The 13,953-nt window shown below is 39.0% G+C and carries 9 protein-coding genes; all 9 read right to left on the bottom strand.

Annotation, left to right across the window (positions count from 1 at the left end; genetic code table 11):
- Window positions 1–40: 40 nt before the first annotated feature.
- Window positions 41–517 carry a carboxypeptidase-like regulatory domain-containing protein gene (locus QZR76_RS00465; RefSeq protein ID WP_294139421.1) on the bottom strand — a complete coding sequence of 159 codons (477 nt, stop codon included), beginning with the start codon at window positions 515–517 and terminating at the stop codon, window positions 41–43.
- A gap of 291 nt (window positions 518–808) precedes the next feature.
- Window positions 809–1,390, bottom strand: a complete 582-nt coding sequence (locus tag QZR76_RS00460; RefSeq protein WP_294139420.1) for an RNA polymerase sigma-70 factor — start codon at window positions 1,388–1,390, stop codon at window positions 809–811.
- A gap of 394 nt (window positions 1,391–1,784) precedes the next feature.
- Window positions 1,785–3,353 (bottom strand): PKD-like family lipoprotein, encoded by a 1,569-nt coding sequence (locus tag QZR76_RS00455; RefSeq protein ID WP_294139419.1) that lies wholly within the window; start codon window positions 3,351–3,353, stop codon window positions 1,785–1,787.
- Between the two features lie 17 nt (window positions 3,354–3,370).
- Window positions 3,371–4,072: a DUF4843 domain-containing protein gene (locus tag QZR76_RS00450; protein ID WP_294139418.1), complete on the bottom strand. Its 702-nt coding sequence runs from the start codon at window positions 4,070–4,072 to the stop codon at window positions 3,371–3,373.
- An 11-nt stretch (window positions 4,073–4,083) separates the two neighbouring features.
- Window positions 4,084–5,571: a RagB/SusD family nutrient uptake outer membrane protein gene (locus QZR76_RS00445; protein WP_294139417.1), complete on the bottom strand. Its 1,488-nt coding sequence runs from the start codon at window positions 5,569–5,571 to the stop codon at window positions 4,084–4,086.
- 18 nt (window positions 5,572–5,589) lie between these two features.
- On the bottom strand, window positions 5,590–9,042 hold the full coding sequence (locus tag QZR76_RS00440) for a SusC/RagA family TonB-linked outer membrane protein (RefSeq protein ID WP_294139416.1): 3,453 nt from the start codon (window positions 9,040–9,042) through the stop codon (window positions 5,590–5,592).
- An 88-nt stretch (window positions 9,043–9,130) separates the two neighbouring features.
- Window positions 9,131–10,297, bottom strand: coding sequence for a FecR family protein (locus tag QZR76_RS00435; protein ID WP_294139415.1), 1,167 nt, complete (start codon window positions 10,295–10,297; stop codon window positions 9,131–9,133).
- A gap of 40 nt (window positions 10,298–10,337) precedes the next feature.
- Complete coding sequence (locus QZR76_RS00430) at window positions 10,338–10,937, bottom strand: RNA polymerase sigma-70 factor (RefSeq protein WP_294139414.1); 600 nt, start codon at window positions 10,935–10,937, stop codon at window positions 10,338–10,340.
- 288 nt (window positions 10,938–11,225) lie between these two features.
- The gene (locus QZR76_RS00425; protein WP_294139413.1) at window positions 11,226–13,946 is read right to left on the bottom strand and encodes an ATP-binding protein; all 2,721 of its coding nucleotides are present in this window, start codon (window positions 13,944–13,946) and stop codon (window positions 11,226–11,228) included.
- Between the last annotated feature and the right edge of the window lie 7 nt (window positions 13,947–13,953).

Genomic DNA, 13,953 nt, shown 5'->3' with positions numbered 1-13,953 from the left:
ATCAAATCTTCCAAGCTTTTAATAACCTCCCCCTTGTTTATTACCGACAATTCGCATTATAAGACGAACAACTTATACTCGTTGTTCCCTTATAGCAATTAGCTCTTAACGAAACAGCATTTCCTCCATAACAATTCTTACTTCCGCCACTATCATTTTTACAACGACAATAAAAATACCCGGCTTCCCAATAATCATTTGCTCCCCCATCAGAATCTTCTCTTAGAGTTATTCTTAAATTAGTCCCGAATGAAGAGATTTCCTGTGTTGCATACCCTATATAAGAAACAAGCAAAGTTGATCCGGGAGGTACATTAAGAGAAAAATTTCCGTCTATATCTGTTGCAGTACCTATGGTAGTTCCTTTAACTACTACGTTAGCACCAATAATTGGAGTACCTGAAGAGTCTACAACCTTTCCAGAAACGGTTCGTTGCTGAGCGAAAACGACTATCGTACTTACAATCACTATTAGCACGACAAAAACACCTTTTTTCCAAAAAAATACTTTTTTCATATGTTTAAAATTTAGTGTGGAACAATAGAAAAATTCATGATACCTTCTTCTTTTACCTCCTTTCTTAATAGTACATGGATTTAACTTCAATATCTATTACAATTCTTTATTAAGACACCGCAAACCTTCTTACAAGATGAATGCTTTTAAAAAAAAATTATTTATTCATTTATTTTTTTATTAATTTCATTATATGGAGATAAAAACATACATACAAAGATCATCCTAATCACTTTTCCGTCTTCATATCTCAAAAAATAGTTCAAATTAGTTTTATTTCAAAGATAAAATTTAAATAAATAAAATAATTTGTAACAGATAATCCAATTTTTCACGCAATCTACTCAAAGCAATAGAGATATGACGTTTCACCGTTTTCTCGGAAATAGCTAATTTTTCAGCAATTTCCCTGTTTTTCAGTCCATTCAACTTACTCAAAATAAACACTTCTCTACATTTCTCAGGTAATGTGGCTATTGCTTCTTTTATGGCCGCATCAATATCCGTTTGCTGCAACTTCAATTCGGCTTCGGGTAATTGAATAATCGTAGAGTAATAAACCTCTTCCGACTGTTCTCGCTCATATTTTTGAATATTCCTCTTATGAGCCAATGTATTTAAACTTCGATAATAAACCGATTTAAAAAGATAAGTCTTAACGGAAAAGGTTATGGATAAAACTTCCCGACCTTCCCATATTTTATAATATACTTGTTGAACAACATCCTGTGCCGCCTCCATATCATGCAATAATCTATAAGCATAATCTAACAACGAACTGTAATACATGGTATAAATATGGACGAAAGCAGAAACCTTTCCCTGTTTTAACAGATCTTGCAATTCGCTATCGTCCGAGTAATTCCTAACCATATATATTTAAAATATGAATTTCCATAAAAATTATAAAACCGTTTTTTTCACACTTCACTTACGATCTTCTCCAAGTTTCTATTTTCAGATTGGAATATCAAAAATAAGTATATATTATAAATACACAAATGTTATCACGAATAAACTCCATAATTAACACATAAACATCTAATATTACCGATCATCGGCCACTATAGTTCGTCATTATGAATCAGACAATCGTACATACTCAAAAAAATCAATTCCAGTTTTATCTTCAAAAGAACGGAAAATAGGTAAACCTTAAACAGTAAAAAACGAGGGAATATTTTTGGATACTCCCTCGATGCGCATTTATTTGAAAAAAATCTACGATAGGTATGAATTACATCGTTTCACACCATAATTTTAATATTTAATAATTATATCCGCCAAAAATCCAATTAAAAGATCCTCCCCATTTCCAGGTCAGACTTTTAATCTTACCCAAGCCGGAAACTTGATGTATAATACCGACAGTTCCGGGATCCGGAGCGCCTAAAATTTCCGCACTGACAGCATCTATCAAATAGAAATACCCGTTATCCGTGGCTACTCCCAGTATCTTTCCTTCGGCATCTTCCATCATATGAGTAATTCTACCGCCATCCGGAAAAGCGGTATACAATTTAACCTGCTTCGTATTGACATCATAGAAATACAGTTTATTTCCCTCTCCAAAATAGAGGTAAGAGGCCAAACGTAATCTACGGAACACGGTATTGTCGGAAACCTTATCTCCTCCCACAAATTCTTCCTGAGAAGCTTCCTGCACGGTTAAACTGGTAGTACCTCCGGATAATTTATAGGTTTGTATCAAATATTTACCCGTACTTTCATTTTTCAATATATTCACGTAATTCTTTCCATCCGTAAAATCTCCGCAATACAACAATTTATACCCGTCAAGATTCAAAATATCGGCAAACGTAGTAGGATCCACCGTATTAATTATATCTATTTTTCCTCCCAAATACGAGTTTCCGGAACTGAAGCTCGTGTAACAGGCCACGAATCTTTTATGAAGTTGATCATACCCCAAGATAAAATCAGCCTTATACACGTTTATATCGAAAAACTCAGAGATTTCCGCTCCTCCACCGGGGAAATAAACAGCTACATTCATAAACATCTGCTCATGTTTCATTTCTGTCGTTGCCGAATTTCTTCTCCAGTATAAACTACCGTTGGTTCCCAAGACAAAGTCACAGTATCCTCCCCGTATAAACTGTTTAGCTTTAAAATCGGCAGGATAGGCACCTCCCGGAAATTCATCCTTAATTTCCAACACCTTCCCGAAATCTAATCCATTCAGCACGGAAGCCCTTCCTCCTTCGAAAATAACAACTACCTCGTCATCCTTATCACTTACGATATAAGAATCAGCCCTTAAAGGTACTTCGGAAGCCAAAGGATCATCCGGATGTAGTTGGGTATATAGATCGATAAAATTCGTCCAGAAATAATGGGTTTTATTCTCATCATCTTTCCATGAATCGCGGCGAATATAATTTAGAGTGGCCTTACCGTTATTCTCACTTAGAATAATCCAACCGTTCTTGTACGGGGTATTAACCGTTACAGACGCTTGCCAGCGAGTTACCACTCCGGTCGCTTTTTCCGTTACATACAGATAACAACTGAATTGACCGCACTCCTCCGGAGTATACTCCAACACTTTGGTCTTTGCCAACGTATCTCCTCCCCAGGTATGAACCCAAGCAAATTCAAAAGCATTCGTGGTCGTGTCCCGATCCGGATATTTCCAAGTTATTTTAGGGGTTATCTTTACTGTCTCTCCCAGGTTAACCGTTGTTTTCGTTTCCGCATTATTCGTGGTAATCGTGATTTTATTATAATCCACAAGATCATAATTTCCCTTATCCTCATAACAGGCAACTAATAAAGATGCCCATAACGTTATAATTGCTATTTTTATTTTCATAATCCAAATCTTTAAAATTATCCACCTATCAATTCAACCGTCATCTCCATTCCATTCTCTTCCTTAACCGGAGTCCCTTTATCCTTTTCTTTCAATAAATAATTTTTAAATATAATCGTGTAATAACGTAACTCGTCCGTATTGTCGGAATCGATATCTGCCATACCGGTTTCCTGAATGAATAAACGGTACTTTTTATCAGAATACTCTCCGAGATAGCTATTCGTTACGGTAGAATTCCACCAATCCGGTTTGGCAATCATATTGGAAACATAAATAATATTTCCCAAACGATCCGTTTGTCCTAACCTAAAATCAGGAGTTACCTCCAATTTTAAAGACAACCTCAAAGCTCTGGTTGCAATCTCATCTGTTTTCTTAAACGTAACCCAACAGGTATCGATTACCTTTCCGGCTTTCATAACAAAACTGGCAGGAAGATCATAATTGGCCGTTGTCGCATTCGTATACTCATCGGCAACCACAATCTTATAATTCCGATCTTCTGTCGACGGCTTTCCAACGACCTCTACCACGACAGGAAAGAGTAATTGATTATCGTCCGGATAAGCCAGAAAAGAGCAAGTCGAAGAATCGACAAGATTCTTGACAAATTGGATATAATCGCCGGCAGTGTATAACATAATGTCATCCCTGTCACAAGAGAGCATCATCCCCCAAAAACCAGCTACAAACAATAACGTATATATCTTTTTCATAATTTTCTGCATTAGAATTGATAATTTGTTTCACTTTGCGGTAACGGAATAATCCAACTTTCCGGATTCATCTTTATATTCGTTGCCCCGTTAAATATATCCCGGTTCAACCGTTTAAACATATAGAAAGTTTGTCCCATAGTCAATGTCTCCCGAATGATATCTATCACCAACTTCTCCTTTAATTCGTCAGCCTGAATCGTCTCCAGAATATTGGTTTTGGCCCCTCTCTTCTGTCTGAGGGTATTGAACAAGTCGACGGCTTCTTTTATCTGTCCTTTATTTATCATACACTCGATTAAAATATGATACATCTCCGGGAAACTGATAATCGGAAGATAAGGCCCCTGATTGGCAGCAGTAGAGGTAGCCGTGTAAGAAGTTCCGGCAGGTCTGATCCAAGTGAGATATCTTTGATAACCATACCGATTGTAATATCCGACCAACCGATAATCATCCGCATCTCCTTCGAATAGCTCATTCATATTTTTCATTCGGAAAGCATAATTGCTCGTTCCGATCGTACTTTCCCAATTATCATAGTTATTATTATTGGAAAAAGCCATGAAAATCTCATCCGGTTTTTTCGGATAAATATAATCTTTATCCGTAATCTGCCCCAGATAGGAGGAAGAAGTCCATTGAAACCAGTTCCGTTGATGAAAACGATAGCAAATCCAGGCATTTTTATAAGCATTCTCCTCATCTCCCAGGTATAGATACATGCGTGCCAGTAAAGCTGTTGCTCCCCAATAATTCATCCGATGACCGCGATAACTGAAAAAGTCATTAGGCGGAGCGGATGACCAAGAGTTCGAATAACGCAACCGGGCAGAAGTAGATTTACACCAGGAAACACAGAAAACGGTATCCACTTCTGTCAACAAGGTTCTGGCCTTTTCCATATCTTCGATAATCAAAGTCATTACCTCTTTCGCATTTTTGTGTACCGGTTGATGATCCGGATATTGGGTCACATAAGGAATAGTGGTTCCGCTGTAATTAGCGACGGGAGCCGGAGCAAAAAGACGAAAAAGATCGAAATGCAACATAGCACGCACCCCGTACATTTCACCCAATATCATATTTTTTTCAACGGACCCGAGTTCAAAAAAAGTGGTATCTTTTGCCTCTACATGTTGAATGATATCATTACAGGAAGCGATCGTCTTATAAGCCTTACTCCAAATAGCATCCGTAACATTTTCTGCATTTTCCCAATCAAACTGAGCGGCATAATACAAATCATTCGGTAGATAAGAAGTACTGCTGGTTTCATAATTATGTCCAATAGCACTGGCAAATCCCCATGTTAAATTCTTACCGTATAAATCAGTTGAAGACAACGATTTGTAAACTCCATTTACAACCATTCGTATCCCCGTGTAATCCGCATACAAGTCCTCTTCGACAAGTTCCGTATCGGATGTCACATCCAAAAAATCGTTACAGGAAGGTAATAATCCCAGTAACAATATATAAATCCATATTTTTTTCATAATCTCTTTTTGTTAGCATTAAAAACTGGCATTTAACGTGAACGTAAACGTACGTGCAAAAGGATAGGACAATCCCATCTCTTGTTTTATGGTAGAGAAAGTCTTTATATCCTTCATGTTAAACTGCAACCTCAGCATACTAAGACCTATTTTACCGATTAAGGTAGGATTAAAATCATATCCGACCGACAACGAGTTGAAAGTCACGTAATTATTCTTTTGTACAAAACGAGAGGTCGCCCGCGTAACATAATACCGATCCTGAATAGATTTCAATGGAGTAACATCACCTATCTCTTGCCACCTATCCGTCCATACGCGTCGATCCGCATTATAGTCATTCAAATTCACGTTTTCCACGTTATCGACCAAGGTTTGGTTATATTTATCCCCACCCCATTCATACAGGAATGTAGTATACAACGTAAAACGACGGAAACGCACGTTTATACCGAACGCCCCATGAGCGTCGGGTTCTTCGTCTCCAATCACTTGTTGCTCGTTCGGATTCCAGTCATAAGTAATTGTTCCATCCCGCTTCTGATAAACTTCTTTACCGTTTGCCGGGTTGATACCCAACGACTTCATACCGTAAATGGCCGTTAAGGATGCTCCTTCTTCATACTTTAAAAGAGGTTTAGCGTACTCTTTATTATTGGACTGGGTAATCAGCACCCACGGCCCCGTATAACTATCCTGATTATATTCATTATAATAATCGTTCACCCGTTCATTATACTGTTTCAGGTAATCGGATATTTTAGTAATCTTATTCTTGTTATGAGATAAGTTTGCAAAGAGATTTACGTCCCAATCTTTTGAGCTGAAAGCATGCATATTCAAGGTAAGATCCACCCCCTTGTTTTGAATCTCGCCCATATTATCCATGTAAGTCGAGAATCCGGAAGAAGAAGGAAGTGAAACTTCGGTAATTCCATCCTTAGTCGTTTTATTGTAAAAATCAATATTAAAAAGAATCCGGTCTTTCCATACACCCAATTCCGCACCAATACTCCACGCGAGAGTTTTTTCCCAAGTCAAGTCCTTATTTCCCATGGCAATGGGAGATGCCCCTATTCCTGTCGGATACCAGTCATCCAGCAATACTTCATACACATTTTTCGCCATATATGGTTGGAAATTAGCCTTACCGGTTTCTCCCACGTTTCCTTTTATTTTAAACAAGGTTATAAAACCGAAACGCTCCATAAAATCATAATTATGCAAGTTGATTCCAGCTCCTGCCGACCAGAAAGGAGCCCATTTCCGATCTGCTCCGAATTCGGAAGAACCATCGAAACGATAAGAGGCATCCAAAAGATAGATACTATTGTAACTGTAATTAAATGTAACGAATCCTCCTAATAAACGTGTTTCGTTATCTGTAAAATTAGGTTTGGTCACGATCTCATAAGCGTAAGCGGGTTGATGTCTTTGGGCGTCCGGAAAACCCCGGTAATGAGATCTTGAATACGTCTGATCGGTTGTCCTGATATTGATACCCATACTGTAGTTTATATTGTGTTTCCCGATCATACGATTATAAGCACCGAACAAATTAAGATTTAAGGTATTTGTCCTGGTCTCAGTAAGGTATAAATCTCCTTTCTTAAAAAGATCATCCCGGCCGTAAGTCCCGGAAAGAGGATCCGTGAATGCGGATGTATTAGCTTCTTTCGTGGTAATAGCCAATTGCCCTTTGATCAATAAATAATCATTGACATACCAATTTAAGGAAAGATTATTAGTCCACTCTTTATAATCATTCTTACTAAAATTACCCAACATAGCTTCATATAAAGGATTTTTAGAACTACCGCCGTAATTTCCCCATTGAGTCGTCTGCTCGAGCATCTCTCCGGTCTCTTCATCCGCCCACAAATCATAAGGCTGTTTGCTCGTATAATCTCTAAAACTACCGTAAGGAGAATCTTTTGCCTTCATCACGTCATAAGAGATTTGATTCCGTATCTGTAATCCTTTATAACGATAATCCACCGTCAACCCGGCTCCGACACGATCCCGATAAGACTTCTTCATGACTCCGTTCTGATTATCATAGCGTAATTCGATCCCGAAACGAATACTCTCGGTTCCCCCTTCGACATATATACTGTGTTTATGATTCAATTCGGTCGTCAAAGGTTGAGACAACCAATAATTGTCAATTCCCCGGAGGATACGATTCCTTTTTTCGATATAATGTCCCATCAAAGCATTTAACTCCTGCTCATCCGACCCGGCTCCTAATCCTTGCAGCCTTGGCTTAAATAGTCCGGCAGCCCACTCTGCAGCCAATTTTTCTTCCGCATGCATCAAATTATAGCTACTTAAATCCGGAGTAGTAACATCCAAATTACCACTATAACTTACACGAAGTTCACCTGGAGAGGGCGCAACCGTCTCGATCACGATTACACCATTTGCCGCACGAGAACCGTAAATAGCTGTAGCGGCAGCATCTTTTAATATAGTAATATCTTTTATCCGGTTTAAATCAAGGTCATACACCTTTTCAACATTTACTTCAAATCCATCCAGAATAAAGATCGGCAAATTCGGGTTATTGGACAAAGCGAACTCGGAAATATCACCGGACTGCAATTTATCCAATTCCTTTACCTGAGAAATTCCGGAACGACCACGAACATAAAACTCAGGAAGCGTATTCGGATCTGATCCCATCTCGTTATTTTTTACAACACGCAAAGAGGGATCAAATACCTGAAGTAAGTCAACCACGTTGCTAGTCCCCACTTTCATAAGATCCTCTTTCTTCACCTGGGTAACCGATCCGGTAAAACTGGATTTTTTCACATTTGCATACCCCGTCACGATAACATCCTCCAATTCCATTTTATCTTCCTTCATGGTCACGTTAATCGTATCTTTTCCTGTATATTTGATTTCTTGGGTTTCCATTCCGATAAAGGAAAAAAGCAATGAAAACTTTTCCATATAAGATAAGGTCAACACATAATTCCCCTCCTTAGTTGTTGCCGTTCCCAACGTCGTCCCTTTCAACATGACCGTTACACCGGGAATTGGATTTTTCTTTTCGTCCGTTACCTTTCCTTGTATCCGGATTTTCTTCTCTTTTCCAGCATCCGCTTTCTCGGTCTTCCGACTGACAACAACCACCTGTTCTCCCGAAATCTTATAGGTATATTCCGTTCCCGCAAATACCTTGTCCAATACCTTTTCCACCGTCTCATTCGTTACCGAGACAGAAATCTTTCCCAAAATCTTCTCCTGTTCATCGTTATAGAAAAATTTGTAGGAAGTTTGTTTCTTTATTTCCTGAAATAACACGGAAAGAGAAACATCTTTCAAATCCAACGTCACACGTTGAGGTTCGATCGGATTACTTTTCGCCGAAAAACACAATAAATTTGTCCATAAAAAGGTCAGTAAAAATACCCAACAGGCATTTTTTACCGACGCGGACAGAGAATACCGCTTTTTTTTCATAATTTTGTAAAGTTAAGTTTATAATAAAAACAAGCTTAACGCCGGGAGTATCTAAAAGTGTTGGTCGCACGAGGAGGTACTCCTTTTGTTATCTTTTCAATAAAATTCTACCTTCTTCCATGGAATAAGAAATATTCAAATTTTCACAAATAGTCTCAATAGCATGTTGAATATTCTCCCTATCAAATTCTCCACTAAACGATTGAGTAAAAACAACCCCCGTCTCATTTAGAATAGCAACACCATACCAACGTTCCAATTTCCAAACAAGATCGTCAAACGATTCGTTATCGATAACCAAAATGCCGTCCTTCCATCTTACCTTATTGGTAGCATCCACCTTCTTTATTTCAAATTCTCCGCTATTCGTATGAAAAAGGAACTTTTGATCGGGGTGAATTATTTCAATATGATTACCCGCATATACTCTCACTCTCCCTTCTACAAGAGTCGTGCTCACCTCGCCCTTGTCTCCATAGGTATTGACTTCAAAAGAGGTTCCCAATACTTCGGTCTTTATCTCTTGGGCAACAACAATAAAGGGACGGGCAGAATCCTTTGCTACCTCAAAATAGAGATTTCCCCGAACCTCAACCTCCCGGCCCGCTTTACCGAAACAAACCGGATAGCGCAATGAACTTTCCGAATTGATCCATACTTTTGTTCCGTCCGATAGTTGCACGAAAAAACGTTCTCCCGCATGCACTACGATTTCATTATAGATCAATTCAGACTGATCGGTTAACACCGAAGTGTCTTGCATTTCATACACTATTTTTCGTTGATTTATTTCACGAAACCGAACAACTTCTCTCACTTCTTTCGATAAAAGTAAAGAGTCCTGCGTCATGTCGACCTCTCTTCCGTCGGATAGGGTTAGGGTAACCGCTTTTTCCCGGCATACCTTTATATTTTCCCTCGGTGCAGTACCTTGATGAGACCAAATGACAGAAGCGATACCGATCAACCCGAATACGACCACCGCTGCCATCTGCCACAACACCCGTTTCACTTGGCGTTCCCGTCGCAAAGATTTTTCCATAAAACGACAATAATCCTCTAATCCAGCCTCTAACAACTCCCGGTCAGCATGCATACCTGAAGTCATATGCCATACTTTCTTGAATTTTTCGAAATACTCCCGGTTTTTTCCCTCGTTTATCCATCGAAAAAAATAAATAATCTCCTCCTGGCCCGCTCGATTTGTTAAAACACGGACTAACAACCTATCGACATCAAAATTTTTGAATTCCATCCTTTCTGTCTTTATCTTCTAAAGACAGTTAAAAATGATTTTACCCCCAATGAGAAAAAGAAAAAAATAAAATCAACTGCAGTAACCAATCCAACTCCTCTCTTAACTTACTTAACGCAATCGACATATGACGTTCTACTGTCTTCTCGGAAATATTTAATCGCTCGGCGATCTCCCTGTTTTTTAGCCCTTCCACCTTACTCAGCAAAAATACTTCCCGACATCTTTCCGGTAAAGAGTCCATCGCCTCTTGTAGAGCCCGATCAATGTCTGACTGCCACAATTTCATCTCCGCCTCCGGTGATTGTATAATGGTGGAAAAATAGAAATCGGCCAATCGCTCCCGCTCGTATTTCCTGACATTTTTCTCATGAGCCAACGTATTCAGACTGCCGTAATAAACCGATTTAAAAAGATAAGCCTTAACGGAAAGAGTGATGGCCAAAGATTTCCGTCCCTCCCAGATCTTATAATATACTTGCTGGACAACATCCCGGGCTGTTTCCATATCATTCAACAAACGATCGGCATAATTTAATAACGAATCGTAATACGTGGTATAGATATACACAAAGGCAGATATCTTACCCCGTTTTAAAAAAATTTGCAGTTCCTTATCGTCCGAATAATCGTTAATCATCCAAGTAATTATAACATGAATTTACATTTGACATACTAACAACCTTTGAGTTGACATTTTTTGTTTTTCTTTCCTTAAAAAATTTTTATTCTGAATGGAAAAATCAAAAATAAATATATATTATAAATATTCAAAAAGATACAATATAAAAAGTAGGGTCATTCACGAATAACCCTACTTACAATACACGAATAAGCCTTTAAAAAAAAATAATTACAAATTGTTATTATTTTTCAGCTTTTTCCCCATAACAATCCAATCCGTACGTGTTAACATATACACCACCACCTACCATTTTTTCGAAAATAATTCAAGTAACTGATTCTTTTTCACTGGTTTTGCAAGAAAAGCACTACACCCCGCCTCAATAGCACTAACACGATCGGAATCAAAAGCGTTAGCCGTAAGGGCCACGATCGGTATTTCGGTATTGAATTCACGGATTTTACGGGTCGCTTCTAAACCTCCCATGATCGGCATCTTTAAATCCATAAAAACAAGATCAAACTTTTCATCAATGATTTTCCTAACGGCATCTACACCATTTAGTACCCGAGTAAGAGTATAATCTTTAAGAATACGTTCTACCAACAAATAGTTACCGTCATTGTCTTCAGCAACCAAGATTTTCAACTCTTTCTCATTGTCACCGTTAAGAATGGATTGTTGTCCTAAAAGCTGTTGATCGGTCGAACCGGTATCTTCCCACATATCTATTTCGCATGGTAACCAAGCCCAGAAAGTCGATCCCACACCATACTCGGAAGTAAATCCCACTTCCCCACCCGCAGCCTCGACAATGGCACGGGATATAGCCAATCCTAACCCCGTCCCCTGAGCGAACTCATTGAGCTTCTGAAAACGGCAAAACACCCGGTCTTGCAACTCTTTCGAAATACCTGCACCCGTATCTTCAACATATATACGAATACCTCCCCTTTCGACGGAATATCCCATCTTTATATATCCTGATCTGGTGCATTTTACAGCATTGGTCAGGTAATTCATCCAAACTTGTTTCAAACGGTTCCGATCCAGAAAAACTCGACAATCAGGTCCTTTATCCACCCGGAATTCGACATCCGGATTGGTAATCTTCGACTGGATCATCAGATACAATTCATTGCATACCTTGGCCAAATCGAATTTCTCCCTTTTACGCTCGAGAATGCCGGACTCGATCTTCGAAAGATCAAGAATGTCGTTAATCAACCGCAATAACAACTCATTATTAGACTCAATAATGCTCATATACTCCTCTTTTTCAGCCGGATCGTCACAACTCACCATCAATTCGGAGAATCCGACAATAGCATTCAACGGAGTACGTATTTCGTGACTCATATTAGCCAAGAAAGCTGACTTAAGCCGATCAGAAAGCTCTGCTTTTTCTTTCATCTCCACTAATTCCTGAGTCATTTTTTCCCATTTTGTATTATTGAATGCGATACCGGTATAACGGGTAACATACCCTTTTTTATTCTTTTCGACAGGAATACCGGTAATGATAAGGGTCTGCCAGTCCTGATCCCACTTGGTTCTGGAACGATACTGGAAATTGAATTCTTTATCGGTTCGCAGAAGCATACTCTCAATATTCTTTCGAACACGGTCCGTATCATCCGGATGAGCGGCATTCATATAATCTTCAGGTAAAATCACCTTCTCCGGGTGAAAATCATTGACCGGATCATTAAACGCTCGGTATTGTTTACTCTCCACATCAAAATCCCAGTAAGACATTCCGACTGTTTTAAACGTCAGCTCCATTTTATAATTCCGCTCTTTAAGCTCTTCGTTCAAATGGTGAAGTTTTGAGATATTTTGTCGGAACCCGGTAAACCGGATGACCTCACCGCTTTCGCCATGTTCGAAAGGCACCCCTATAACGTTGCAATATTGCCATGAATCATCATGTTTCGTTTGCATACGACAGGTAAAATTGATGTTAAGCTCTTTACCCATAGACATGGATTGTATAGCATCATGGGCCAAAGACTGATCTTCAGGATGAATAACACTCAGATACTCTTCAATGGTCAGTAACTTATCGGAAGCATAATCGTTAACCGGATCGTTATAAGATTCGAATTTCTGAATCCGTACATCGAAATCCCAGTGAACAATATTACTAACCTTCATGGCTAATTCCCGCTTTGCAATCAGGTCTTCCGTCCGTTTTGCCATTTGTATTTTTTCCGTTACATCGAGTTGTGTTCCCACAATAAGTAATTTTCCCCGAAGTTCGGAAGAGAGACGCATCCGGCTCTCGTAATGGCAATACTGATGCTTTTGTTCGTTATAGAAACGCAAGGTTATCTGTCCATATAAAATCTCCCGGTTTATCAGTTGCCGAAAAAGTTGCTCCAACGGTGTACGATCCTGCGGATGCAGTATCTTTTGTAACTCGTCCAAAGACATGGCATCCTTAACGATAGTATCTCCATGCAAGGGACTAAAAACTTCTCTCTGTACGTCGTATAACCAGGAAGACATATGAGCCGCATCCATAGCCATTTCCAAGTTTTTCTTACTTTCCTCGGTACGAAACTCAGCCTCCTTCGTTGCCGTTACATCATTGGTGAGCAACATATGCCCGAGAATAGTTCCTTTTTTATTCCGTATGGCAACGACCTTAACTTCATAAATAATCGTATTTTTATTACAAGTCGAAAAATACTCCCTGTTCACCCGGTCGAAATCATACTCAAACTCCAGAACAATATCTTCTCCCGACCGTATCTTCGCTTTAAGTTGCTCGTCGACATAAGGACTATTGAAAAGATTAACTTTGCCTATTACCGTACACTGGTCCTCGATACCGTACATACGTTGTGCCCGATGATTTATACCGCGTAAAATACCCTTCGCATCATAGATTTCGACCCCTATCGGTAAGCGAGCATACACACTCTCCGGAAACAAAATTTGTTCTGTTAGTAATTCGGAGAACTCTATTTCAAAAGACTTTTCGTCGTTTTCGGAGGAAGTCATTTCATTTTGTTTCATGTTATAT

The organism is uncultured Sanguibacteroides sp., assembly GCF_900543425.1.
Classification (GTDB): domain Bacteria; phylum Bacteroidota; class Bacteroidia; order Bacteroidales; family Marinifilaceae; genus Gabonibacter.
The sequence above is the reverse complement of the archived record's forward strand: the minus strand, read 5'-3'. Positions and strand labels throughout refer to the sequence as shown.

What these genes read in the sequence shown, in the direction of transcription:
- QZR76_RS00455 (WP_294139419.1), bottom strand. Translation starts at nt 3,353, where the DNA reads ATGAAAATAAAAATAGCAATTATAACGTTATGGGCATCTTTATTAGTT.
- QZR76_RS00430 (WP_294139414.1), bottom strand. Translation starts at nt 10,937, where the DNA reads ATGATTAACGATTATTCGGACGATAAGGAACTGCAAATTTTTTTAAAA.
- QZR76_RS00445 (WP_294139417.1), bottom strand. Translation starts at nt 5,571, where the DNA reads ATGAAAAAAATATGGATTTATATATTGTTACTGGGATTATTACCTTCC.
- QZR76_RS00450 (WP_294139418.1), bottom strand. Translation starts at nt 4,072, where the DNA reads ATGAAAAAGATATATACGTTATTGTTTGTAGCTGGTTTTTGGGGGATG.
- QZR76_RS00425 (WP_294139413.1), bottom strand. Translation starts at nt 13,946, where the DNA reads ATGAAACAAAATGAAATGACTTCCTCCGAAAACGACGAAAAGTCTTTT.
- QZR76_RS00435 (WP_294139415.1), bottom strand. Translation starts at nt 10,297, where the DNA reads ATGGAATTCAAAAATTTTGATGTCGATAGGTTGTTAGTCCGTGTTTTA.
- QZR76_RS00465 (WP_294139421.1), bottom strand. Translation starts at nt 517, where the DNA reads ATGAAAAAAGTATTTTTTTGGAAAAAAGGTGTTTTTGTCGTGCTAATA.
- QZR76_RS00440 (WP_294139416.1), bottom strand. Translation starts at nt 9,042, where the DNA reads ATGAAAAAAAAGCGGTATTCTCTGTCCGCGTCGGTAAAAAATGCCTGT.
- QZR76_RS00460 (WP_294139420.1), bottom strand. Translation starts at nt 1,390, where the DNA reads ATGGTTAGGAATTACTCGGACGATAGCGAATTGCAAGATCTGTTAAAA.